The sequence below is a fragment of the Leptospira jelokensis genome (genome assembly GCF_004769635.1).
Lineage (GTDB): Bacteria > Spirochaetota > Leptospiria > Leptospirales > Leptospiraceae > Leptospira_A > Leptospira_A jelokensis.
Map to the genome: position 1 here is coordinate 96,539 of NZ_RQGH01000033.1, position 24,470 is coordinate 121,008.

25 protein-coding genes are annotated in these 24,470 nt (G+C 39.6%); 9 read left to right on the plus strand and 16 right to left on the minus strand.

The features are described from left to right. Position 1 precedes the first annotated feature (1 nt). From EHQ62_RS15905 to bioD, 6 genes are read right to left on the minus strand one after another with little or no spacing between them, the layout of a single operon-like run. Complete coding sequence (locus tag EHQ62_RS15905) at positions 2–769, minus strand: GDSL-type esterase/lipase family protein (RefSeq protein ID WP_135644647.1); 768 nt, start codon at positions 767–769, stop codon at positions 2–4. Then, complete coding sequence (locus EHQ62_RS15910; RefSeq protein ID WP_002975048.1) at positions 747–926, minus strand: hypothetical protein; 180 nt, start codon at positions 924–926, stop codon at positions 747–749. Before EHQ62_RS15910 ends, EHQ62_RS15905 begins: the two co-directional genes overlap by 23 nt. Positions 927–950: 24 nt before the next feature. Then, positions 951–2,498, minus strand: coding sequence for an MFS transporter (locus tag EHQ62_RS15915; protein ID WP_244241813.1), 1,548 nt, complete (start codon positions 2,496–2,498; stop codon positions 951–953). A gap of 59 nt (positions 2,499–2,557) precedes the next feature. After that, the gene (gene bioB, locus EHQ62_RS15920; RefSeq protein ID WP_135644649.1) at positions 2,558–3,613 is read right to left on the minus strand and encodes a biotin synthase BioB; all 1,056 of its coding nucleotides are present in this window, start codon (positions 3,611–3,613) and stop codon (positions 2,558–2,560) included. 57 nt (positions 3,614–3,670) lie between these two features. Further along, complete coding sequence (gene bioA, locus EHQ62_RS15925) at positions 3,671–4,999, minus strand: adenosylmethionine--8-amino-7-oxononanoate transaminase (protein ID WP_135644651.1); 1,329 nt, start codon at positions 4,997–4,999, stop codon at positions 3,671–3,673. Next, on the minus strand, positions 4,989–5,681 hold the full coding sequence (gene bioD, locus EHQ62_RS15930; protein WP_135644962.1) for a dethiobiotin synthase: 693 nt from the start codon (positions 5,679–5,681) through the stop codon (positions 4,989–4,991). Before bioD ends, bioA begins: the two co-directional genes overlap by 11 nt. A 58-nt stretch (positions 5,682–5,739) precedes the next feature. On the opposite strand from bioD, the gene EHQ62_RS15935 reads away from it, so the two are divergent. Then, positions 5,740–6,261, plus strand: a complete 522-nt coding sequence (locus EHQ62_RS15935; protein WP_015676953.1) for a cyclic nucleotide-binding domain-containing protein — start codon at positions 5,740–5,742, stop codon at positions 6,259–6,261. After that, positions 6,258–7,316, plus strand: coding sequence for an AI-2E family transporter (locus EHQ62_RS15940; RefSeq protein ID WP_135644653.1), 1,059 nt, complete (start codon positions 6,258–6,260; stop codon positions 7,314–7,316). The genes EHQ62_RS15935 and EHQ62_RS15940 overlap by 4 nt, the downstream gene beginning before the upstream one ends. A 59-nt stretch (positions 7,317–7,375) precedes the next feature. Here EHQ62_RS15940 and EHQ62_RS15945 read toward each other — a convergent pair whose 3' ends face one another. Continuing rightward, positions 7,376–8,290 (minus strand): DMT family transporter, encoded by a 915-nt coding sequence (locus EHQ62_RS15945; RefSeq protein WP_135644655.1) that lies wholly within the window; start codon positions 8,288–8,290, stop codon positions 7,376–7,378. A 43-nt stretch (positions 8,291–8,333) separates the two neighbouring features. Here EHQ62_RS15945 and EHQ62_RS15950 point away from each other — a divergent pair, with 43 nt between their 5' ends. Genes EHQ62_RS15950 through EHQ62_RS15965 form a run of 4 tightly spaced genes read left to right on the plus strand, consistent with a single transcriptional unit; the run spans position 8,334 to position 11,367 of the window. Next, positions 8,334–9,545, plus strand: a complete 1,212-nt coding sequence (locus EHQ62_RS15950; protein ID WP_135644657.1) for a hypothetical protein — start codon at positions 8,334–8,336, stop codon at positions 9,543–9,545. Beyond that, the gene (gene ung / locus EHQ62_RS15955) at positions 9,478–10,191 is read left to right on the plus strand and encodes a uracil-DNA glycosylase (RefSeq protein WP_167482890.1); all 714 of its coding nucleotides are present in this window, start codon (positions 9,478–9,480) and stop codon (positions 10,189–10,191) included. The genes EHQ62_RS15950 and ung overlap by 68 nt, the downstream gene beginning before the upstream one ends. Then, complete coding sequence (locus EHQ62_RS15960) at positions 10,181–11,068, plus strand: DMT family transporter (RefSeq protein WP_135644659.1); 888 nt, start codon at positions 10,181–10,183, stop codon at positions 11,066–11,068. The genes ung and EHQ62_RS15960 overlap by 11 nt, the downstream gene beginning before the upstream one ends. After that, complete coding sequence (locus EHQ62_RS15965; protein ID WP_135644661.1) at positions 11,065–11,367, plus strand: 4a-hydroxytetrahydrobiopterin dehydratase; 303 nt, start codon at positions 11,065–11,067, stop codon at positions 11,365–11,367. The genes EHQ62_RS15960 and EHQ62_RS15965 overlap by 4 nt, the downstream gene beginning before the upstream one ends. Before the next feature lie 151 nt (positions 11,368–11,518). Here EHQ62_RS15965 and EHQ62_RS15970 read toward each other — a convergent pair whose 3' ends face one another. Beyond that, on the minus strand, positions 11,519–12,451 hold the full coding sequence (locus EHQ62_RS15970) for a porin OmpL1 (RefSeq protein WP_135644663.1): 933 nt from the start codon (positions 12,449–12,451) through the stop codon (positions 11,519–11,521). 271 nt (positions 12,452–12,722) lie between these two features. On the opposite strand from EHQ62_RS15970, the gene EHQ62_RS15975 reads away from it, so the two are divergent. Genes EHQ62_RS15975 through EHQ62_RS15985 form a run of 3 tightly spaced genes read left to right on the plus strand, consistent with a single transcriptional unit; the run spans position 12,723 to position 14,539 of the window. After that, on the plus strand, positions 12,723–13,196 hold the full coding sequence (locus EHQ62_RS15975; RefSeq protein WP_244241814.1) for a hypothetical protein: 474 nt from the start codon (positions 12,723–12,725) through the stop codon (positions 13,194–13,196). Positions 13,197–13,242: 46 nt separating this feature from the next. Beyond that, positions 13,243–14,328 carry a glutamine-hydrolyzing carbamoyl-phosphate synthase small subunit gene (gene carA, locus EHQ62_RS15980; protein ID WP_135644667.1) on the plus strand — a complete coding sequence of 362 codons (1,086 nt, stop codon included), beginning with the start codon at positions 13,243–13,245 and terminating at the stop codon, positions 14,326–14,328. A gap of 25 nt (positions 14,329–14,353) precedes the next feature. Then, the gene (locus tag EHQ62_RS15985; RefSeq protein WP_135644669.1) at positions 14,354–14,539 is read left to right on the plus strand and encodes a DUF5808 domain-containing protein; all 186 of its coding nucleotides are present in this window, start codon (positions 14,354–14,356) and stop codon (positions 14,537–14,539) included. Here EHQ62_RS15985 and EHQ62_RS15990 read toward each other — a convergent pair. Genes EHQ62_RS15990 through atpG form a run of 8 tightly spaced genes read right to left on the minus strand, consistent with a single transcriptional unit; the run spans position 14,501 to position 24,469 of the window. Continuing rightward, positions 14,501–15,544 carry a hypothetical protein gene (locus EHQ62_RS15990; RefSeq protein WP_135644670.1) on the minus strand — a complete coding sequence of 348 codons (1,044 nt, stop codon included), beginning with the start codon at positions 15,542–15,544 and terminating at the stop codon, positions 14,501–14,503. The two genes, EHQ62_RS15985 and EHQ62_RS15990, sit on opposite strands and share 39 nt — an antisense overlap. Before the next feature lie 17 nt (positions 15,545–15,561). After that, complete coding sequence (locus EHQ62_RS15995; RefSeq protein WP_135644672.1) at positions 15,562–16,959, minus strand: MBOAT family O-acyltransferase; 1,398 nt, start codon at positions 16,957–16,959, stop codon at positions 15,562–15,564. 8 nt (positions 16,960–16,967) lie between these two features. Next, complete coding sequence (locus EHQ62_RS16000; RefSeq protein ID WP_135644674.1) at positions 16,968–19,115, minus strand: GAF domain-containing protein; 2,148 nt, start codon at positions 19,113–19,115, stop codon at positions 16,968–16,970. A gap of 1 nt (position 19,116) precedes the next feature. After that, positions 19,117–21,432 (minus strand): hypothetical protein, encoded by a 2,316-nt coding sequence (locus EHQ62_RS16005; protein ID WP_135644676.1) that lies wholly within the window; start codon positions 21,430–21,432, stop codon positions 19,117–19,119. A 9-nt stretch (positions 21,433–21,441) separates the two neighbouring features. Further along, positions 21,442–21,738, minus strand: coding sequence for a polysaccharide biosynthesis/export family protein (locus tag EHQ62_RS16010; RefSeq protein ID WP_135644678.1), 297 nt, complete (start codon positions 21,736–21,738; stop codon positions 21,442–21,444). Positions 21,739–21,785: 47 nt separating this feature from the next. Beyond that, positions 21,786–22,166, minus strand: coding sequence for an ATP synthase F1 subunit epsilon (atpC, locus tag EHQ62_RS16015; RefSeq protein ID WP_135644680.1), 381 nt, complete (start codon positions 22,164–22,166; stop codon positions 21,786–21,788). Between the two features lie 5 nt (positions 22,167–22,171). Further along, a complete protein-coding gene (gene atpD / locus EHQ62_RS16020) occupies positions 22,172–23,578 on the minus strand; it encodes a F0F1 ATP synthase subunit beta (protein ID WP_135644682.1) in 1,407 nt (468 codons plus the stop codon). Positions 23,579–23,599: 21 nt separating this feature from the next. Continuing rightward, complete coding sequence (atpG, locus tag EHQ62_RS16025) at positions 23,600–24,469, minus strand: ATP synthase F1 subunit gamma (protein ID WP_135644684.1); 870 nt, start codon at positions 24,467–24,469, stop codon at positions 23,600–23,602. Between the last annotated feature and the right edge of the window lies 1 nt (position 24,470).

Sequence of the window (24,470 nt, forward strand, 5' to 3'; positions counted from 1 at the left end):
TTTATTTTTGCAAATAGGGTCTTAGTTTTTTACCCCAAAGTTCATATCCCTTTTCATTAAAATGTAAACTATCACCATTGGGTCTGATAAACTCTTCACTGAGTGTGGGAGAATCAAGTTTTCGCATCACATCCCAAACTTCGATGTATTCTACATTTGGAGTGGTTCGAGCCACTTGGTTCAAAAACAAATTGTATACAGGAACAATTTGATTGAGTTCTTTCACTCGAGTGGGTGGTACCGCAATCAAAAAGATACGAATTTGTTGGTTCTTGGAATGGATTTTTTTAATGATGGTGAGTAAATTGTTCTGCACAAGACTCAAACATTTGCCTTGGATGAAATCATTCCCACCGATTTCAATCGCAACTGTTTTCGGATTTAATACTAATACATCCTCTTCAATGCGTGTTAACAATGTTTCTGTCATATCACCACCGATCCCTCGATTGGTGACTGATTTTCCAGGGAATTCTTTTGCCATAAGGTCTGGCAAAAATAAGTGAACCAAACTATCTCCTGCAAAAACTATTTCTGATCGTTTGATTCTGTTATTATCTTCGCCATATAACAGGCGTGTGGGGAGCCAACCCTTCTCAATGTACTTTTTGAAATTGGATTGGTCACGCCAGCCTGGCTCGGCAAAACATTTAAAGTTTGTGTCGAAGTAATCTCGTTTTGAGGTGGAATTACAGTTGGTAACACTCAAAACTAGGGCGAAAAGAACGCCCCATCGGAGGAAGAATTTAGTCCTGTTCTTGTGGTTCATTCATTCGGAAGCGCTTTTGCCAATCTTTGATTTGGGCCTGCGCATATTCTTCCGTGTCACAAATCCGAAATTCAATCGGGTTATTTGTGGTTGTCTCGATGAGTTTGGCTTCGATATACCCGTTCTTTAACTTGGTTGTCTCAATGCGATATCTCATCTGAATAGCTCCAAAAACCAGGATTTATTTACCACGTATCTTTGCAATCTCTTCTAACGTTTCATCCTCTTTGTATTTTCCAAAGAGAAAAATTGCAAGTAAACAGAATGCAGAAGCCAGTGGTCCTGTCAATCGAACTCCAAGCTCCCCACCCGCTTCTACTTCTTCGACTTTACAAATGGCGGATTCCTTACTTATTTTTGCCTCAGTCTCACTATTTTTTTTCGGTTCTGACTTAGAATCGGACACAGACGGTGCAATGATCCCTGTCACATTGGGAGATACTTGTTGTTTTGAGTCTCGGTCAAGTCCTAACAAAATCACAGAACTAAAAATCAAAACTGCAAGTGTTTGTCCTAGTTTTTGCATAAAGGTACGGCCTGCATAAAAAAGACCTTCCCGTTTCGACCCTGTTTTTAATGAATCAAGTTCAGCAATATCGGCTAATATCGCATTTGGTAATATTCCAAGAATTGCAATTGGAATGGCAGCCACGGCAACGATCATATAACCTTGGATATATGGGGAGATTGGTAAACTGTTTTTCCCGATAAAGTAAATGGATAAAAACAAAGCGAGAAAGGTATAAAAGCCAATGAGAACGGTTCTCTTTTTGCCAATTTTCCGTGCGACAAAATTCACAACCGGATAAAAGGCAAAGGATACGAGTAACATCACAGTCAAAAGTTGTGTCACAAAATCTCTTTCCAATTCCAAAAGAACGGTAACATAATAAGAGATCCCTGTCGTAAGGATGGTAAGGGCTAGGAAGTAACACAAATCAGAAAGTGCAAAATACAAAAAGTTTTTGTTTTTGAAGGTAAGAACGATGGCTTCTTTGAAGGGAACACTGGATGCTTCTGATTCACAATATGTTTTTTCATGGATGGTAAAAACAGGAAAGTACATACAAATCGCAGCAAAGATACAAAGGATTCCAAGAGCATATTGGCGAGCCGCCAGTGTTTGAAGGGATGGATCGGTATCAAAAACAAAACTTGATTGTAAGGCACTGGCAATCATTGGTTCTGTGGAGGCTACAATGATACCCAGTGCATACGTAACAGAGATATAGGTTGATAGATTGAGTCGTTCTTCCGGGGTATGGCCAAGCTCTGGGATGAGTGCAAAAAACGGTGTGACATACACTGTTAAAAATAAATAGAAGAGCAACATAAAACTCGTCATCCAAACCAAGTTGGTCGAAGAGACAAAGTTATGTGGCGGCACAAAGATTAACCAACAAAAGACGGCAGATGGTATCCCACCTAAAAACAAAAAAGGAATCCTCCTTCCAAACCGTGAGGAAAATCGATCGGAAGAGTTTGCAATGAGAGGGTCTGTGAAGGCATCCCACAATCGTCCTACAGCGGCCACCACTCCGATGGTGGAAAGGCCCCAGAATGCCATTTTTTCGATTAAATCAGGGAAACAATCCTGGCCTGGTTTCGGTGCAGGCGGAAGGTAAAAATATACTTGGTGGAGGCCGATGATATTGATGAGTGTAGACCAACCAAGTTGGCCTACCGCATAACTAATTTGTTTTCCAAATGGTAGAGAAGGTTTTTGCATGTGTTTCACTAGAGGCGGTAAAGTAGGAGCATGATACCGCCAAAAGTGAAAAAGGCAAACTACTTTTTATGTTTATAGAGTTCCGGAAAGTTTTTCTCGTCGTATAAGAACTTTGATTCGTAGTCTTCCCAACCTTCTGGAATCCCTTCTGTAAACTCAGGCACCATATTGCAATCACGAATGAGAGTCATGGTTTGTTCCATTTCACTCCCTTTCACATTTAAATACCCTTCTGCAAATAAGGAATTCGCAACATACAACGCCATGGATTGTAAGGATCCCAAATGCCCTTCACGACCAGCACCCACACGGATTTCTGAATCAGGGTTTACCAAACGAAACACTGACAAAACACGAAGGCAAAATTCTGGAGTGAGTGAAGATTTTTGAATGGCATGCCCTTTGATGGGAATGAAAAAATTCACAGGAATGGAGATGACACCCAAACGTTTTAATTCAAAGGCAACTTGGACAATGTCCTTTAACTCCTCTCCCATTCCCACAATGATCCCAGAACATAATCCAATCTCTGCTTCTTTTGCCGCCTTAAGAGTTGTTAGTCGGTCTTGGAAGGTATGTGTGGAACAAATTTCATTGTATTTGGATTCAGAAGTATTGAGGTTGTGGTTGTAACGATCAAGACCTGCGTCTTTTAGTGCCTTTGCTTTTTTCGCATCCAAAATCCCAGCAGAAAGACAAACCTTCATGCCGAGCTCTCCATTGATTTTGGATATGGTTTCCGCCAATTTGTCGACTGCCTTGTCGGTTGGACCTCGGCCAGAAGTCACCATACAGAAACGGTAAGCTCCGTTTTCCTTTGCCTTCTTTGCATCTTCCCAGATTTCTTCGGGAGATTTTAAGGAATACTCTTGGATCCCTGATTCCCCACCTTTTCTTTGTGCGCAGTACCCACAGTCTTCGGGGCAATACCCGTTTTTGATATTATCAAGAATATGAATGCGGACTCGGTTCCCAAAATGACGGAATCGTTCTTCAGATGCTTTTGCTACAATCGGCAAAAGTGGGACTTCTCCCCTTAAAATCTGAAGGGCATCTTCCTCTGAAATGACTGAGGGTGAGGAAGACGTGGTTTTTTCTTGGACACTTGCGATCATGAAAACAAAATCTTTTCAAAGGGTGACTCTGTAAACGAAGAAAATAGAAAGGATTCCTTAGTCTGTTTCCGGTTCTAAAAATTCACTGAGACTTGTTTCGAGAGCTGAGAATATTTTAGTAAGCGATGCATCGGAAATTGTGTAAGGAGGTGTGATGTAAATCGTACGCCCAAGTGGCCTAAGTAAAATATGAAATTTGCGGAGGGAGTTTTTGATTTGTTTTCCGATTGGATTTAAGTATTCATCCGAAGCAACCGGCTCTTTCCACTCAAAGGCAAAAATGGCACCCATCACACGGACATTTTCTACTGATTTCCCCATCTTTTTTTGAAAGGCATCTGCGTATTGTTTTAACTTGGTTTCTAACGTTTTGACCTGTGATAGTCCTGTTTCTTGTAAAAGACTGACAGCCGCATAACCAACGCTACATGCAATTGGATTTCCTGTCATTGTGTGGGCATGGAAAAATGCTTTGTATGGATCTTTGGAAACAAAAGTTTCATAGATAAACTTTGAAACCAATGTGGCGGCAAGGGGCAGTACTCCGCCAGTCAAACCTTTTGCAAACACTAAGAGGTCTGGTTTTACTCCTGCCTTTTGGTAAGCAAACACTTCCCCAAGTTTTCCCATCCCAGTGAACACTTCATCAAAGATGAGTAAAGTGTTCGTGTACGTGGCAAGTTCTCTTAGTTTTTCCAATACCTTTTTGTCATAAAAAAGCATCCCATTGGCCCCAAAAACCAAAGGTTCTATCACAATCCCTGCATATTCTTTTTGTTTGATGGTTCGTTCTAAATCGGACAAACATTCAGTTTGGCAATCCGTTGGTTTTTTGCCCCAAGGGCAATTCATACAATTGGGAGCAGGAAATTCTTGTGTGGGGAATCTAAGTTCTGAAAAGATTCGATTGAAATAATTTTTTCCAGAAACATTCATCGCCCCGATGCTATCCCCATGGTAGGAATTCGAAAATACCAAAAATTCAGAACGAGGTTTCAAATCAGGATGATTTTCATAAAATTGGATCGCAAGTTTTAAAGAAATTTCTATCGCATTTGAACCGTTATCCGAATAGAATACTTTTGTATAATCAAAATTTGTAAGTTCCAAAATCGCTTTTGATAATTTTTCTGCAGGTTCATGGATATTGCCTGCAAGTAAAACGTGGTCTAAGGATTCTGATTGGGATTTTAAAGCAGAGAGAAGTTTAGGATGGCGATGGCCATAAATCATTGTCCACCAACTAGAGATGGCATCGATCCAAACATTCCCTTCATCATCTGTCACAAATTCTTTTTCTGCAGAAACAACTTTTAACAGGGATTCGGATTCGTCTTGGATGGTAAGAGGAACCCAAGTGTGTGTATGGACTGGATTAAGTTTCATCGTCTCCATCTAAAACGACACTGATGACATTTTGATTTCTGTCAAACTGATCCAACGCAAAAGTTTTGAATCCTTCCGAACTCAATTTTTGTTCTGGAAAATTTGTAATACCCAAAAAGGAAACACCACCTAATTTCTGTATTATGAATGCGTTGTCTTCTTGTAATGGGTTATTAGGTCCTACCAAATAAAATCCAAACACTGGTATAAAACGGGATGTCAATGCTTCTAAGGTCAATAAAGTATGATTGATTGTTCCAAGTTCAGTGGAACCAACCACAACGACTCCCAAATTCGATTCTTGGATGAAACGAATCGTTAGGTAATCTTCCGTGATGGGAACAAACACTCCTCCTGCACCTTCAATGAGAGTATTGTTTTTCCTTTCTTTGGACATGGATGTAAGTAACGTTTTGGGATCGATGGTTTGTCCTTCCAACTTCGCAGCGAAATGGGGACTTGCTGGTGTTTTAAAAACAAAACCGGGATTCAAAAAATACGTTTCAGGCAAACTAGTTGTCTTTTTGATAAAACTGGTATCGTCTGCACTCACTGTCCCCGTTTGGATGGGTTTCCAATACCGAAATCCATGTTTTTCGGCATATTTTGCCATAAAGAGACTGGAAAAGAAGGTTTTACCCACGTCAGTGCCCGTGCCAGCTACGTAAAAAGCTTGTCCCATAAGAGCAAGTTTTATCAATTCCAGACCTCGTCTATCCGATTTATAATAGAGAGGCACTATGCAACTTCCCCTTTGGAAATCCATTCTCAAACGCGATGACAATCCGATTACGGAGATTTCACATTTTTTGCGTGAAACCGCAATCTTTCATGGTATGTCACGAAGGACACTTCGTGAAGTCGCAAGACTGATCCACAAACGTAAGTACTATGCAGGTGAAACAATTTTTTACCAAGGCCAAGCAGGTACTGGGGTGTATTTGATCTTACAAGGGAAGGTAGAAATTTATTCGGAAAGAGAAGGTGTCACTTTAAAGCTCGCCGAACTTGAAAAAGGTGCTTTTTTTGGAGAACTTGCCCTATTCCAAGATTTTCCAAGGTCAGCAACCGCCGTTGCGTTAGTTGATTCAATTCTGCTTGGATTTTTCCAACCAGAATTGAAAACTCTATTGGAAACAAAACCACGAGTGGGAAATGATTTACTCTTAAGTTTTGCATCCATCATTGCCGACAGGCTTCGCAAAACAAATGATACTCTAGAAGCTGCATACTTTAAAAGTAAAAAGAACAAAAGTAAATGATCTTTAAAGAAAATAGTATCTCTTCCTTGGTTTTACGAACTGCTTTTTTTGGATTGATCGCATTAACAATCCTCATTGGCATTGTAGGTGTAAAATTTTTAGCAATCCCACTTCTGATCTCTGGCATCCATTTTTATATTTTCCATGGAATCGTTGATTATTTTGAATCAAGAGGAATCCACCGTGCCATCACCATCATTGTTATCTTTACATTTTTAATCGCAGGTGCCTATTGGTTTTTAGCATTTTACCTTCCGAACCTGTTTGAAAAAGCACAACCCATTGTTTCGGAATGGTCATTAAAAATGGATGATCCCAATTTCCAATTATTGGATTTTTCAAAACTTCCTGTTGTTTCCAAAAATCCTGAACTTTGGAAAAAGATCATAAACCCCGAGGAAATTGCAAAACTTGCCACTAACAATTTAGAAGAATTTTTAAGAGGAATTGTCGTCATGATCCCAACTTTTATCAGTTGGATGATCATCATTCCAATCATCAGCTTCTTTTTGTTACTCGATGCCAATTTAATTTATAAAACAATGATTAGTTTTATACCGAATCGTTTTTTTGAAATGTTTTTAATGGTATTTTACAGAATGAACCAACAGATCACCAGTTACCTAAAAAGTTTGGTTGTACAATGTGGGATCATGGCAATCGTTGCCTCTATTGGTTTTTATTTTGTTGGAGTGAAGTTTTTTTTCCTATTTGGAATCTTTTTAGGAGTCGCTAATTCCATTCCATACCTAGGACCATTGATTGGGGCCATTCCACCCATACTATTCGCCATATTATTTCCTGAAATGTCGCCTTCGATTGGATCCATCGCTTCTGTCGTAGTGATTGCACAATTAGTTGATAACGCGATTGTCCAACCAGTAGTCATCGCAAATGCAGTCTCCTTACACCCACTTGCGATTTTAATTGGGATCGCTGTTGGTGGGAATTTTTTCGGAATATTTGGTATGTTACTCGCCATACCAGTGTTATCTATCTTAAAGGTGACAATTGGCATCCTTTACCATGCCTTAAAAGAACACCAAATCATTTAATTTTAGGTTACAAAGAATCTTGGGGCTACAATCGAGAAGAGAAACAATTTGCAGCTAATTCACTCTTCTCTTTTGTTCCATTTTCCCATTTCAGAAAATAAAATCCCAAACAAGGTTAAAAAGGATCCAATCGCCCCAACGACGCCGAGCCTTTCACCTAATACAAGATATGCTAGAAAAAAAGAAAATACGGGTTCTAAACTGTACAGTAAACCTGCCCTCGCAGGTGACACAGCCTTTTGGTATCGGGTTTGGATTTGAGTTGTGAAGATCGTAGCAAATACGGAAGTATAAAAAATGCCAATCCAAAATTTAGAATCAAATTGAACAGAAATCGGTTGGGATAAAAATACCGACTCCACTGGAAACAAAAATGTAGAGACGATGGCAATGAGTAAGATTTCAAACGATACAAGGATTTGTGTTGGGATTTTTTTACTGTAGATATCAATCAAAATGATGTAAACCGCGAAGAAAAAGGCTCCGATCAGTGTGATCCCATCACCAAAACTAAATCCAAATTCATTTTGAAATTCTTCATAGGACTTCCCATTTTGAGAAATACAAAAGAGGCCGACAACTACGATCACAACCGCAATCCAAGTGCGTAACGAAGGAAGTTTTCGTTCAATGGCGATTTCTAACAAAGGAACAAAGATCACATAGGCTCCTGTCATAAAACCTGATTGTGTTGCCGATGTATAAACAAGTCCAATGGTTTGGAAGGCATAGCCAAGAAGGGCTGAACAAGCCACAAAAAAAGCAGGTAAAATATAATCCCACCTGCGATTTGCCTTGGAAAAAAGGGTTTTTCTGTAGATGAATAACGTGATGATTCCTGCTAACCAAAAACGCACTGCCAAAAAGAGAAAGGGAGGCACGGAATCGAGTGCAAGTTTGATGACCACAAAGGTTCCACCCCAAAGAATGGCGGCAATCACCAAAAAAAGTTCTGGAGTGAAGATCCTAGTCATGTTAGGACAATCTTTCCAAAGAAATCGGTAAAGCAAGGAAAAGATGAATTGGAAATTTAGAATCCGAAAGCCACAACATGGGACAACGCTAACTTGGGAATTGTACTTTCCTCCCGGAACCTCTCGTTGGGTTGGAGGAAAAGTCAAAGAAATTTTAGACAATGTCCCACTCCCGAACCAACCAGAAGCAAACGTACGCGTATTTTCCGAAAAAATCAAAATCGAAAATGCAAATTCCCACCAAATCACCTATCTCTTGTTTCATGGGTATTTCATCAGGGATTTACGATTAGTGATCGCAAGGACTACTGATTGGGATACATCTTCCGAAAAAAGGGAATCAGAATGGGAAAGAATTTTAACAGAAGCGGTATCCATTGCAAAACCCCTTTTTTTATCTCCCGATATCAAATTTTATGAGGTCAAAGAAAACCTACACATTAGTTTTTTTGAAAACGAAATCACAGTTTCTATTTCTGTGTTAGGTGAACCAGGATACAAACGAGGTATCAAAGCAAATTTTCCAACGAGTGCACCCATCCCGGAAGACCTAGCGCACATTTTAATGGAAGAATGTTTTGAGGTTTTTTCAGTTCCAAAACATAAGGTAAATACAGTGTACATTCCCTTTGCAGGGACAATGACATTTGCCACCGAATGGAAATTAAACGAAGAAAAAATTCCCTTTTTAAGCTTACCTAGGGACTTTGTATGGAAAAAATTAAATTTATTCCCTACAAAATCGTTTGATCATTTTTCAAAAAAAAATAAGGAACAAAATAAAGGCCATCAATCATTCACTCCTATCGTTTTACAAGATTCGGATCCTGCATTGGAACCGTATTGGACAAAAGAATTCACGCATTGGCGAAACATCATTCATGTCAAAAGCATTGACCATACGATCTCTGATTTTTTAAGGACCTTACCAGTTTTTCCAGAGGCTGACCCTAACCAAACCCATTATTTTTTGCCATTAAACCCTCCCTATGGCTATCGTAAAAATGAAAGGACTGGCCCTGATGAAGTTTTGTATTCCAAAATTGGGAACCGAATCGCAACCCTTTCCAAACAATTCAAAAACGATGTTTCACTCATTGGCATCATCCTTTGTCCTACAGAAGAGAAATGGAGTGATTGTATGAAAGAACTTCGTAACTTTTCTAAAAAAACCATTCATGTGACACATGGAGGAATCGATTTACGCGTGTTATTCTTTCATTCGGAGGGACAATCTGAAAGACGTTCAAATTGAATCAGGTTGGAAAGAGGTTTTAAGGGAAGAATTTGGAAAACCTTATTTCACAGAATTAAGAGAATGGGTAAGAAACGAATACAAATCAAAAGTAGTTTACCCTCCTGCAAAACAAATTTTTAATGCCTTTGATTTGTGCCCTTTCGAAAAGGTAAAGGTGGTTATCCTTGGACAAGACCCATACCACGGACCAGGACAAGCGCATGGACTCTGTTTTTCTGTGTTAGACGGTGTTCCGTTTCCGCCTTCCCTTCAGAATATTTTTAAAGAGATAAAAGACGACATTAAAAAACCAATTCCAAAATCTGGTGATTTGAGTTACCTAGCGAGACAAGGAGTTTTTTTACTCAACGCAACGCTCACTGTTGAAAAAGACAAAGCCGGTTCCCACCAAAACAGAGGATGGGAGATCTTCACAGATTCAGTCATTAAGATTTTAGCAGAACAAAAATCGAATTTGGTTTTCCTTTTGTGGGGAGCATTTGCTGGCAAAAAAGAGAGTTTAATCCCACCAAACAAACACTTGGTGTTAAAATCTGCACATCCATCTCCCTTATCTGCTTATCGTGGATTTTTTGGAAATTCACATTTTTCCAAAACCAATGAATACTTACTAAAGTTTGAGAAAGAACCCATTGACTGGTAATGAAAAAAAAGGTTATTTCTTTGTTTTCCTCACAGGTGTTTTTTTTGCTTTTGAGGTGATCGGATTCAAAGAAGTTTTTCGAAGGACTAACCTTTCTCCAGAAATGGCTGCTTTTTATGGAGTTGGCTTTGCGTTTTTGGTTGTGACTCCTTTTTTACTAGGTTCCAAACATAGAAGGACAAAACTCGTAACTACCGTTCGACGAGATGGTTTTATTTTACTTCTCGGAACATTTTCAAATGCAATGGGAATCGTATTGTACTATTATGCTTTAAAACAAACTGATTTAGGTCCAGCGGCCATCCTCATCAAAACCACTGTGCTCTACAATGTGATCCTTGGTGTTGTTTTTTTAGGAGAAAGATTCAAAGACCGTGAGTTATTGGGTTTCTTTCTTTCGGTAGTAGGGATTTATTTGATTTCCACGTTAGAAGGGCAAATCCATCTATTATCAGCCTTTTGCATTTTACTCAGTGCATTTTTATTTGCCATCCAAAGTTATATGATAAAAAAATACATCCCTGAAATTTTAGGACTTGAATATGCATACCTTCGTTTGTTTTTGTTATGTGTATTTTTTTTAATTTATTCTTTATGGATTGGATCCTTTTTAGTGCCTGATTGGCATATCATACTCATTCTTGGTTTTTTTTCATTACTCGGCTATTTTTTAGGAAGGGCTTTTTATTTCGAAGCCCATAACTATTTACCCATCAGTAAACTCAATGCAACCCTTCTCTTTGAACCAATCTTCTTAATGGTCGTTGGGATATTATTTTTGAACGAACCCTTTGATCTGCAAAAGATATTAGGTGGAGCGATCATTCTCCTTGGATTGTATTTAATTGTATTTCACAAACGGAAGGTAAAAATATGAAACAAGGTTTGCAAAAACTTACAGATTCGGAAATCCAATTGGTTTTGGACAGATACCCCGAATGGAAATTAGAATTGGCGAACGGACTTCATTCCTTTCGCTTTGAAAAAAAATTTTCATCCTTTTCTTCGGCATTTTCTTTTTTAACAAAACTTGCACTCGTATCGGAATCCTTAGACCACCATGCAGAAATCTGGAATTCGTATGACCTTGTACGATTGAAATTGTATACCCATGACCAAAATGGTCTTACAAAAAAAGATGAGGCATTCATCGAAAGGCTGATGAAATTTGATTGAAATCTACCAGTAACAAAATCCAGTTTGGTTTTCAATGTTTCATTTCACTGGTATTTGAGAATACAGAAAGAAACGAATTCGTTTTGAACATAAAAAAAGCCGGAGTTGGTTACCCAAGTCCGGCTTTTTCCTAAACAACGAAGTGTTGTTTTTAGATTTCGATTTTGTAACCTACGCGGTAAGTTTGTCCACCGATTACCACTGGGTATGCAACCCAAGGAGCAAGAGCAGAAGCACCACCAACGGAGCTAACTCCACCAACACCCATTCCAGCAGAAAGGATAGTTTCCAATTCGAAGAAAAGGTGACCTTTGTCAGTGACTTTTGTTTGCGCACCAACTAACCAGTTGAGACCAAATCCACTTGCGCCGAAACGTACGTTTTCTTTGTAGATTCCAGGGTTTGGAGCATCAGAGATAAGAGCTCCACCGGAACCAACTAGAGTTGTACCACCAGGTCCTAAACCAGCTGTAAACGCTTGCAATGCAGGTGCGTTGATGGTTCCAGAAACTCCCCAAGATCCTTGGAAGTAGTTTACCCCTGCTCCGATATAAACAGCAGTGTCATTCGCAGCATTGTATAATTTGATACCTAAGTATGTTGGAACTGTCCAAGCAGTGTAATGCCACTCTTGGTCTAACCATTTGTAACCCATTACAGTAGAAGATGTTTCACCACCAGCGATTTTAGTCGTGTAGTTCACATTGATTCTCCAGAAAAGGCTATTCAGTCCAAAAATCCCTTCTTTTTCGTAACCTACGTTGACGTTACCACCAACCATAGCTCCGCTTGTTTTCGCACCAACAACACCACCAGTAGTACGTTTTAAACTTACGAGTGTGTTTTCAGGATAAATTGCTTTTTGCGCAGGGTATCCAGTGATGTTTCCGCTTCCGTCTCTTGAAGCCGTAGCGTTTCTTGAATCGAGACCATCTTTTGTAATGGTTCCACCGAGTTGTGCGAGGTCGAATTGCATACCCAAACCGACCATAAAATATGAACGAGGACCTGTTTGTGCGCTTAAGCTACCAGCCAAGCACATAAGTAAGAACCCCATCATTCCAAAGCGTAGAGATTTCAGCATTTGATGATTACTCCTTAGTGAGTGTTTCCTGAATTTTTTTCGTTCCTGTGGATAAACGAATGCCTACCGACAACCGTCTATACCGACAATTGCAATGAAACTAGTGCTTCTCATAGGATTTGTCAAATAAAATTGTTAAATCTTCACGAAAATTGTGTTAATTGTGGAATTTCGAATGAGTCTAACCCTGTCTAAACAACTTTTCCTTATTTGCAGATTTCTTTGGCTTTTTGTTCTTTTTTCGATCACTATCGAAGCGAAAGAAAGGAAGATGATTCGCATTTCTGGTGAACTTGTCTCTTGGGAAGTCGAGGGAGAGAATCCAAACTTTCGTTTTTTGGATCCAACCAATTTACGAGAACGAACCATCCATTGTGATTCCGAAACCATGCGTCTCAGTTTTGGAAACAAACCCAAAACAAATCTTTATGTGGAAGGAAAAGCAACACAACTGAGCCCTACTTCCGATGAATGGCTTTGTGTTGGCAAACCTCATGTCTTCCAAAAGTTTAAAGTAAGTTCACCCGTAAAAACCTCTCAAAGCAAAACCGTCCAAGGCCAAGTTGTGGAAGCAGATGCCACTACAGGTCAAATCGTATACCTTGTGCGTGGTAGACGATTTTACCTTACGATTGACCCGGTCGAAGCAAAATCGATGGCAGAAGCACTCGCAAAGCTCGAAACCGTTTCCATCGATGGGGAATACCGTTATGACCGAATCAGACGTTATTATGTAAAAGATTGATGAATTTTTGTTCGCAAGCCTGGCCTAGTTCTTTGGAATGGATTTGATGCAGGCTTTTTTGGTTTTAGCAAACGGAACGGTCATGAAGGGCCGATCCTTCGGTGCAAATAAGAATTCGATCGGAGAAGTAGTGTTTAATACTTCGATGGCTGGGTATCAGGAAATTCTCACTGACCCTTCCTACAAAGGTCAACTTGTCACACTTACCTACCCAATGATTGGGAATTATGGAATCAATCCCGATGATATGGAATCAGACCGAATCCAAGCTTCTGGACTCATTGTCAAAGAATACGTCAAACGTCCCTCCAACTTCCAATCCAAAGAAACCTTGAGCGAATTTTTGATTCGATTTGGTGTGCCTGCCATTGAAGGCATTGATACACGTAAGCTAACACGCATTCTCCGAAACTCAGGTGCCATGAATTGTGGAATCTTTATCAGCGAAACGTATGAAGATTCTTTTTTAGAAGCGGTGAAAAATGCTCCGTCTATGGAAGGCCAGGATTTAGCCCAAGTTGTGACTTGTGAAAAACCGTATGTGTTTGGTGCTCATTCGCCCAGTAAGTTTAAATTGGCTGTTTATGATTTTGGAATCAAACGGAACATCCTTCGCTTACTTGACTCTGCAGGTTTTAATGTCCATGTTTTCCCAGCCAAAACAAAAGCAGAAGATCTTTTGAAAGATGGATTTGATGCGTACTTTTTATCAAACGGCCCTGGTGACCCAGCTCCACTTGATTATGCGATCCAGTCGGCAAAAACCATTATGGACGCAAAAAAACCACTTTTTGGAATTTGTCTCGGCCACCAAATCATCGGTCTTGCCTTAGGGAAAAAAACATCCAAACTCAAATTTGGTCACCGTGGTGGTAACCATCCTGTACGAAATGAAGAGACAGGAAAAATTGAAATCACATCCCAAAACCACGGCTTTCACGTGTTAGGTGAATCTTCTTCTGACATGCCGATCACAAGGATCAACCTTTTTGACAATACGGTTGCAGGACTAAAAACCAAAAATTTACCTGTGATGGCAGTGCAATACCACCCAGAAGCATGCCCTGGACCACATGATTCGGCATACCATTTCCAAGAATTTTATACTATGGTAGAATCCTCAAAATCGTAAGGTTTGGTAAATTTGAGGGGGCAATATGTCATACAAAGAAGATAAAAATTTTTGGGGGATCCCTTACGGGACTGAAATTTCAGCTGAAGCGTTCGTTAAAGATATTTGGGATCCGACCACAGAAGAAATTCTCACACCAAAACAATTTTTAGGCATTGGTTGGGGAGTTAACTTACATGCCCTTGGCCGTAGGGTCGGAGTGATTAAGTAACTCTTTTTTTAACACCTTTGCAAACACGTCTCTTCCCTTTTGGTTGAGATGTGTTAAATCAGCAAAGTATTCATATTGATTTAAAAAAAATGATTTAAAATTATAAACTTTCACCTTACTTCCGTTTGCTTCCAATTGGATTGATTGTAAAAGTGAATCGGAGACTCCATTCCCCTGTTTTTGATTCAAATCCATTTCCATTTGTGGCGAAAATGGAATTCTTAAAACTACCACTTCGATTTGTTTTTCCTTCCAAGTTTGTATGGCTTTGTTCCATAATTGGATGGAACCATTTCGTTTGCCTGCAAGGATCGTTGTATCCAAATTTTGGAAAACTTCGTCTTTTGTGATCGATGGATCTTTGCCTATGGATTTCCAAATCCAAGCTCCACTTCTTTCCTCCATACTTTTTTGGATGGAATCAAACTCTAAGCGACGATGTTTCAAATCAGTTTGAACTGTTTGGTCATAAAAGATTCGGTTCAAATTTGAACTTAGGCCAAAGTACGGAAAAATTTGAATGTTTACCTTCCAAAGTAAATCCGTTACATTAGGAAAATAAACATTTCTTAGCATTGGGTCCATCAAATCAGTGAAAACAAGTTTCGAAAAAGAATAATACAATTGTTTGTGGGCATCGGTGATGGAGTTTTTACTTGTATTCAGAGGAGAAAGGTTCACATATATTTTTTTTAAATTAGTTAATTTTGGAATTAAATATAAGGTATCGGAATAAATTCCTTCTGGTTGTTGGCTAGGTTTCGGTAAAAAAATGACCTCTTCTACAGGAACATTTTCCAAAGCAGCAATGGTTTCTGGTAAAATTCCACTTACAATTTGGCTATCACCTAATACCAATATTTTGCCAGATGGATTCCATTTCCTTTGATTGGCAAGGTACCAATACATGGAAGTGGTATCACAAAACGGAACAAGATACTCCCAAGTAAAATGCATAAAAACAGAAAGTAAAACAAGTGATGTAAAAAGATAACGGAGTTTCATTTTGAATTTTGATTTCCTTAAAATTGAAAATAGAAAAAATCTTCCTTCGCAAATGGAGAGACAAGTGAAAACCAAATGAATCCTAAAACAAAAATGAAACTTGCTTGTAATGGTTTTTGAGTAAGGAAAAAACTCGGACGATTTGTATCCTTCCATTCTTGCCAAAGGTCAAAAATAAGCAGTGGTAAGATGATGAGAAGTAATGCATAGGGAATTTGTCGAATGTTTGGAAGTGACAGTAAATTTTCTATAATGAGAAAAACATCCGAGGGAGAACTGATGCGAAAGAGTAACAAACCAAGGGAAAAAGTAGTAAACGTAAAAAAGATGCCAAAAGTTTTGAATGTGAAATGTTCGTATTTTGTAAATCCCAGATACTTCAAAAATCGATAACCAACCAGGCAGATTCCTAAGTAAAGCCCCCAAATGATAAATCCGTAACCGGCGCCGTGCCAAATCCCAGTAAGAAACCAAACCAACATTAAATTGATATTTTCACGGACAAATCCTTGTCTGTTACCACCTAACTTTATATAGACGTAATCACGCAACCAAGTTGAAAGTGATATATGCCATTTCGACCAAAACTCAGAAGGATTGGATGAAAAAAATGGTCTTTTGAAATTATTCATAAGATCAAATCCCATCGACTGAGCAAGCCCCATGGCACAAAGAGAATAACCAAAAAAATCTGCATACACTTGGAAAGCAATTGTTGGTGCAATGATCCACAAAATCCCTGGCTCTAAAGTATGGAAAGAGTTTACATTCATTTCCACGTAACGAGACAAAGGATCTGCTATACTTGACTTGATAAAAACTCCAAAACAAAAAAGAAAAAAACCATTCCAAATTTGGTCCTTTGTGATTGGCCTTTTTGATTCAAGTTGAGGGATTAAATTTCCAGGTCTTTCAATGGGACCTAATAACAAAAGTGGAAAAAACAAATCATACAGAGTGAAGGTAAAAAAATTTTTACAAACCGGAATCTTTTCATCATACACTTCAATCAGGTAACTTATATTATGAAATGTATAAAACGATATCCCAATTGGTAAAATTAAATTTGGTTTCCAAACGAATGTTTGCCCGCCAAGTTCTACATTTACATCAGAGACCATTCCCCAGAGGAATAAAAAATATTTAAATACGCCTAAGTACAAAACATTTGTAACGATTCCGAAAACAAATATAGGTTTTCTTTTGTTAGAAAGAGTTTTTTCCAACCAGATTGCAATGGAATAATTAAAGACAATCGATCCAAATAATAAAAACGTTGCCCCAATGCCCCAACGAGAGTAAAAATAGATCCCAAAAAATAACAGTAAAAGTTTTCGGATACGAAAAGAAGAATGGTAATATATGATATAAAAAACGGAAAAACTAAGGATAAAGGAAAGAGAATTGAATAACACGAAGAGTTTTAGGCTTCTTCAACCATTTCCAAAAATTGATTTTTGTCCTTTGTATCGTGCGGATAAGACAAAGTTAATACACGGTAACTCGCTCGGAAATTTCCGATGATTGCATCCTCTTTCTTTGCAAAAGATGATTTGATTTTTTTAATCACAACATCCGTTTCTTCTTTGTCTTTTCCATGTAAAACAAGTACAAATTTCCCCTGACCAACACGAGTAAAAAAGTCCAATTCGCTGATATGATCCATCATCGTTTTGCGTAATGTATCTGCATATCTTGCAAAAGTTCCAGTTCCAACTAAGTGAATCATTCTGGAAACATTTTGGATTTTGAAAAGAGAAACAGTGAAGGAAGCTTTGAGTGAGGAAGCCTTTTCTATCTCCGCGATAATTCTTGATTCCAACGGATTAAATGGATTTCGGAATAAGGCTTCTTTTTCTTGTAAAATTAATAAATTTGCAAAAACAGGAGCGGAGGTTTCTAACATAGAAACAGCAACATCTCGGATGGTATCTGTCCAAGCAGTTCCTGTGGAATGAATGATAACCATACCCACTAACCAATTGAGATTGATGATAGGAAGAATTGTAAATTCATTCATGATCCCAAGTTCATCATTGGTGAATATTGATTTGAGTTCCGAATCTTCTCTAAAGTTTTCTAATTTATAAACACCTGATACGTTTGAGACCATTCCTACAATATCAGAGTCTTTGTTTAGTCGAAAGTCTTTGGTTCGTTCTGGTAATATAAAATTGGAACCAAACACGATATAGTCGGATCTAGTTTCAGAGTCTAAAACTAAAAAGGAGAATTGTTTTACGCCAAGTTTAGATTTTATATGATCAATCAATAGATCATACGCTTCATCCATTTTCCTGACTTTTGCAAAATCTCTCGCAAACTGTAAAACAGATTCATTGATTTCAATCACTTCTTTTGCATGGACTAAATCATCGGCCATCGATTCAAATTCAGATACCCTTTCAAAAACGGAACCGGCGATATCTCCAACAATTTTTGCAAATTCTAGGTCATCTGTAATGTATTCTTCACCATTGATGAGTTTCCCAAGTGAAAGAATTCCAAAACACTTTTCTCCGTGCCGAATGGGAACGAGGATTTCAGACCCCATTTCATTGAGTAAAACCAACTCTCTGTTAGGCAATCGCGAGGATTTGAATTCACCTGCATAAATAACAGTTTCTGAATCGGAGATACGTGAGTAAATTTCATCACCTGGAGATAAATACCAAGAGTCCTTCGATTGGATTCCTTGGGCAGCAACCGCTTCCCATTTTGAATTTTTTACGTTCGTCGACGTGAGGATCACAACAGAATGGCATCCAACCTGCCCAATCAAACTATAAACTAAATTATCAAAAAAATCTGAAAATTCTTTGGATGAAGCAATTTCTTTAGTGATCTCAAAAATAGCTTGGTAATTTTCGATCCTTTTTTTGGAAGCGAGATGGTATGCCATCGGTGCAGTTCCAAAATCAGATTCGTCATCGAATAAAACCTCTTCGCCAATTGGAGCAGGGTCTTCTTTTGCTGGACGTAATGGTTGTTTTGCGGCCTCTTTTTTAGCATCATTTTCCCATTCATCAAACAAATTCACTTCCGGCAAAGGTACATCAGGTTCAAGCAAATCATCGTGGTAATCACGATCAATTAAATCATCACCTAACTTTGATTCGTTTTCTAATTCAGGTTCCGGTTCTAAGTCGTTGTCAGTTTCAGTACTTACTGGCTCATACGGATTTGATTCTTCATGCAAAGAATCCAAATCATCTTCTAAATTGGAGACGGGATCTTCATTCCACCTTTCATGTTCTTCTGACAAATCACCGAAATCGGAATCTGTGAGTTCAGGAATATCACTTAAATCAAATTCCTCTTCTCCATCTGGGCTCGGTAATTCACCAATTTCCGTTGCTAAAGAATCGGAGATTGCATCGTCTAACCATTCCGAGTCGGAATCGGGAATAGGCAAAGACTCTTGCTTTATAGGAGGAGAGGAAGGTTCTTCCTCTCGAAAATGTTCTGCCTTTTTTAATAAGGATGGGGTTTCTTTTTTTGCAGATGGAGCTTGGGATACTTTTCCTTCCGAAGTTTTTTTGATTTCTTCGGCCTTGTCGAGCAGTCCCACCTTACAACTCCAATTCTTTCATCATTTTTTTGTATAACTCGAAATACTGAGATTTCGAGAATTCACGAATGACCTCATCAGGTAGGTTACCAAGTAAATTATCCAAATATCCAAGAACTTTTTTGCGATCGCCAACTGATAATTGGTCTCCACCTGCTTCTGAAAACGCATCTGCCGATTCTTTGTTGGTTTCAGGAGCTGATACATCGGATTTTCGTAGTTCTTCTAGTGGAGAAAGTTTTCCCTCCATCGCATACTCATCAAGATCTACTTCAAATTCTTCAGAATCATCTGAGGCAAGTGTAGGTGTTCGTATATCTTGCGTTAGGTTATTTGTTAAATCAAAACTATCGTCTACAGTTGCTTCAGATGTGATGTCAGCGAAATCGGAATCAGATTCGTGTTCCACTAAATCGATGTCTTCCATCGGTTCTAAATTGAACTCGGAAGTTGAGTCCTCTTCATTCGGTTCGAATTGGAAATCAGAAATAGGTTCTTCTTCAATTTGTTCGGAAAGAGTGAATTCTTCTTCTTCAGGCAAATTGGCAATGTCTTCTAATCCTTCACCTGGAAGTTCGTCTCCAAGGATTGCATCCAAACTTTCAGGAGATAAAGTGACATCTTCTTCTTCAATTTCTGCTTCCAGTTGGCTTACACCACCGGTAGCAGATTCACCTTCTTCCTCTTGAAGGCCTGCAATATTTTCCAACTCTTCCATTGATAAAGCAATGGATTCGTCTTCTTCCTCTTCGGCTAATAGATCAGATTTCGGTGTTAGGTCTTCTTCATAAGGGAGTGGTGCTCGGTCTAAACTATCAACTAACTCTTCTTCAGATACTTCTTCTGCATCGGCAGCAATAGAATCTAATTCTTCGAGAGAGAGGGCAATCGGACCTTCATCCTCTTCCTCTGAAGAAGATTCAAACCCTTCCATTTCCCCTTCCAATCCTTCAACAGTTGGTTCGCTGCCATCAGATTCAGGTTCTCCAAAATCAAAACCAAAATCATCTCCTAGGTCCGTATCCAATTCATGGTGTTCTTCTTCCGAGTCGTCTTCAATTGGATCATTTGCAATGATACTACCCAATTCATCAGCACTGAGTGTGATGGATTCATCTTCGATTTCTTCGGAAAGTAAATCGGAAGTTGGTCCTTCCATATCCTCAGGGATCGCTCCATCGGAGATGTTTTCTAATTCTTCTAAAGAGAGAGTGAGAGGACCCTCTTCCTCATCTTCAAGGGTTGCAGGTTCCTCTTCTTCGGATGGTAAATCACCACCGAGTAAGTCAAACCCACCATCTTCATCAGAAAAACTAGGGAGATCAGCGTGATCATCAGTTGTAAAAAATTCCTCTTCGGAAGCAAGGGTTTCCTCAAGGCTTGCTTCGCCACCCGCTCCCAGGATACTTCCTAATTCTTCATCTGAAAGAGTCAGATTTTCATCTTCTTTATTATGACCAAATAGTTCCTCTTCTTCTGGATCGACTAGGGATTGGAAACTGGTTTCTTCTTCTCCACCAGGACCTAAGTCATCTTGTGGGACAAATGTTTCTTCATTATCATAATCGGTAAGATCAAATTGAGGTTTGCCCTCTTCATCAAAGGCAAGTGTGGTATCGATTTCGGAATCATCTAGGTCTAAATCCAAATCGGAATGCTCATCAATTAACGCATGCTCATCGCCATGACTTTCATCGGTAGGCATTTGCCTTTCCGGTAAACCTGAATGTTCTTCTTCAGGAAGTGAACCTGTGATGTTTTCCAATTCTTCCAAAGAAAGGGATATCGGACCATCTTCTTCATCTTCTGGTGTCTGTTGTTTTTTGGATGTTAGAATTCCATCTTCACCATTGAGAATGGATTCGATTTCTTTATCGAGATCAATTAAATCGTCATCAAATTCAAGTTCGAGGTCTTCATCCTCATCGTCAGCGATTGATTGTTTCGGTGATTGGGAACTTTTTGTTGGTTGTGAGATTTCTTTGTCTGAGTCGTCTTCATAGTCTGAAAAGTCAGCATGAATGTCCTCATCATGCAATATCGGATCTTCTTCTCCGAGTAGGTTTAAATCAGAATCTAAATCAATATCTAAAATATCATCATAATCATCAGAAGACGCAACCATATCGGAAATAGAATCTTCTTCCTCATCAAAAGCGGAGATATCATCTAAGTTTGGAGCTTCAATCCCAGGTGAGACATCCAAATCATCATCACCAATATCAAAGTCATCCAAATCCAATGAAAACGAGTCTTCATCGAGTACAGGTTCGATGTCATCTAGATCTTCGTTTTTATTCTTTTCTTGATCCGCCATTCGCCTCGATTACCGTTTTCCCAATTTTAGTACCTGGCCATCCTCTAACGGCTGTTCCAAGATACTGTCCTCCGTTTTGATTTGCGCTCCTGGTAATCTTCCACCAGCGATCTCAATTAAATCGTTTCCATTGGAACCTGCATCTAATGTATAAACTCCAGGGTTCACAACGGGCCCTTCAATTTTAACACGGATTGGTGCTTCCGAATAGATTCTTTTTCGCAAATCAGGGTTTTCCTTTAAGTAATACATCCCGAGAAATAGTATCACAAACAATACAATTCGTCGGAGCCAGATTGGATTCAAAGGAAATCCCCCTCTGGTATATTTTCGGCAAGAAGGGGGGAAAAAAATTAACGTTCGTGCAGTAAAATGCGAACTTTTGCTTTCTTTAGGAGATTTTCTTTCTCTTTCGAGGATGGGAGTGCTTCCGCTTCCTGTAAGAGTTCGATGGCGTGGTCATGGGATAAATCGTCTTCAGAATCCCCACCTTCGGTGAGCACTCGGATTTGGTCATTTTTCACTTCGCAGAACCCACCATCAATGGCGATTCGGAATTCTTTTCCAGATGTATGCAATTTGATCAGCCCAAAATCAAGTTGGGATACGAGGGTTGCATGGCCTGGTAAAATTCCAAAATAACCCACAGAACCAGGCAGAATCACTGATTCTGCCTTTCCTTGGTAAAGGATTTTGTCTGGAGAGATGACCGTTAGAGTCAGTTCTTTACTCATCCGAATTAACCTTTGAGTTGTTTCGCCGCTTCGATCACTTCATCAATCGATCCGACCATATAGAATGCTTGTTCTGGAAGAGAGTCATACTTACCTTCGATGATCCCTTTGAAGGAACGGATCGTGTCTTCCAATTTCACATACTTACCAGGTCGACCAGTGAACTGCTCTGCCACATGGAATGGTTGAGAGAGGAATTTTTCCAAACGTCTGGCACGAGCCACAAGGATTTTGTCATCTTCAGAAAGTTCGTCCATACCAAGGATCGCGATGATATCTTGGAGGTCTTTGTAACGTTGTAAGATCCTTTGTACTTCACGTGCTGTGCTGTAGTGCTCTTCCCCAACGATTTGTGGGTTCATGATGCGTGATGTGGAATCAAGTGGGTCCACAGCAGGGTAAATCCCTTTTTCAGAAATCGCACGAGAAAGAACCGTTGTTGCATCTAAGTGTGTAAACGCTGTCGCAGGAGCCGGGTCCGTTAAGTCGTCGGCAGGAACGTAGATCGCTTGCACAGAAGTAATGGAACCTCTGGTTGTGGAAGTAATCCGTTCTTGTAATCCCCCCATCTCAGTGGAGAGAGTTGGTTGGTATCCTACCGCAGAAGGCATACGACCTAGAAGGGCTGATACTTCAGAACCTGCTTGGGAGAAACGGAAGATGTTGTCGACGAAGAGAAGGATATCGGATCCGGATTCATCACGGAAGTTTTCTGCCATTGTCAAAGCAGAAAGAGCCACACGAAGACGGGCACCTGGTGGTTCGTTCATCTGACCAAAACAAAGTACAGTTTTGTCAATAACACCTGAGTCTTTCATTTCATGCCAAAGGTCATTTCCTTCACGAGTCCTTTCCCCCACACCAGCGAACACAGAGTAACCACCGTGTTGTTTTGCGATGTTGTTGATGAGCTCTTGGATGAGAACGGTTTTCCCTACCCCGGCACCACCGAAAAGACCAGTTTTTCCCCCTTTGATGTAAGGAGCAAGAAGGTCGATGACTTTGATCCCTGTTTCAAAGATCTCTGTTTTTGGTTTAATTTCTTCGTAAGAAGGAGCATTTCTGTGGATCGGACGAGTTTGCACGTCTTTTGGAAGGTCACCCATTTCATCGATGACTTCACCAAGCACGTTGAAGATACGTCCCAAAGTTTTTGTTCCAACAGGAACAGAAATCGGAGCTCCCGTATCCACTACATCCAATCCTCGTTTCAAACCGTCAGTGGATTGAAGGGAGATGGCACGTACCGTGTTGTCTCCAATGTGCTGTTGGACTTCTGCAGTGATGGTAACATCTTTGCCGTTTACTTTCGATTGAATCTCTACCGCATTGTAGATCTCAGGCATATTGCCGGAATCAAAACTGATGTCCAATACCGAACCGATGATTTGTTTAATTTTACCTTTATTCATATATACTCCGAAAGACCTTTGTTAGGAGATCGCTTCCGCTCCCCCTACGATTTCTGAAATTTCCTGCGTAATTTTTGCCTGACGAACTCGGTTGTATCCGCGAGTCAGAAGTTTGATCATCTCACCAGCTGCATCAGTTGCCGCCTTCATCGCCACTCTTCGTGCAATGTGTTCGGAAGCGACTGACTCCAATATGATCTTAACAAATGTAGTTTTGATCACCATTGGTAATAAGTTTTCCAAAATGGTTTTTGGATCTGGTTCGTATAATACTTCTGGGCCCGAAGAACCTTTGGATCCTGTTTCTTCCATTTGAAGGGGAAGGACAGAAGTGATCTCAGGTTTTTGATTGGCCGCTGAATAATAATGAGTGGAAATGATTTCAACTGAATCCACCGACTCGTTTGCAAAACGTTCCATAAAATAAGAAGCAAGGTCATTTGCCTCTTTACTTCCAGCTTTGTCATCGATGTTGGTGTATGATGTTACCAATTCAACTTTTGCAAATTTAAAGAAAGAGATCGCTTTTTTTCCTGCAGCATGGACTTCCACTTCCACACCTTTTGACTTCAACTCTTCAATACGGTTTTTGACCATACGAAGAAGGTTGGAGTTAAAACCACCGCATAACCCACGGTTTGCGGCGATTGCAAGGATAGCAACTTTTCGGATTTTGTCCGGCTTCCTTAAGTAAGGGCTGTGGATGATTCCCGCAAGGCTAGACAAAGAAGAAACCAATTCACGAGTTAAATCGGCGTATGGTTTCGCCGCATTCACTTTGTTAGTGGCTTTTTTTGCCTTAGCCGTGGAGACCATCTCCATGGTTCGAGTGATTTTTCTCGTGTTTTTAACCGAGTTAATCCTCTTTTTTATCTCACGCGGTGTCGCCAAG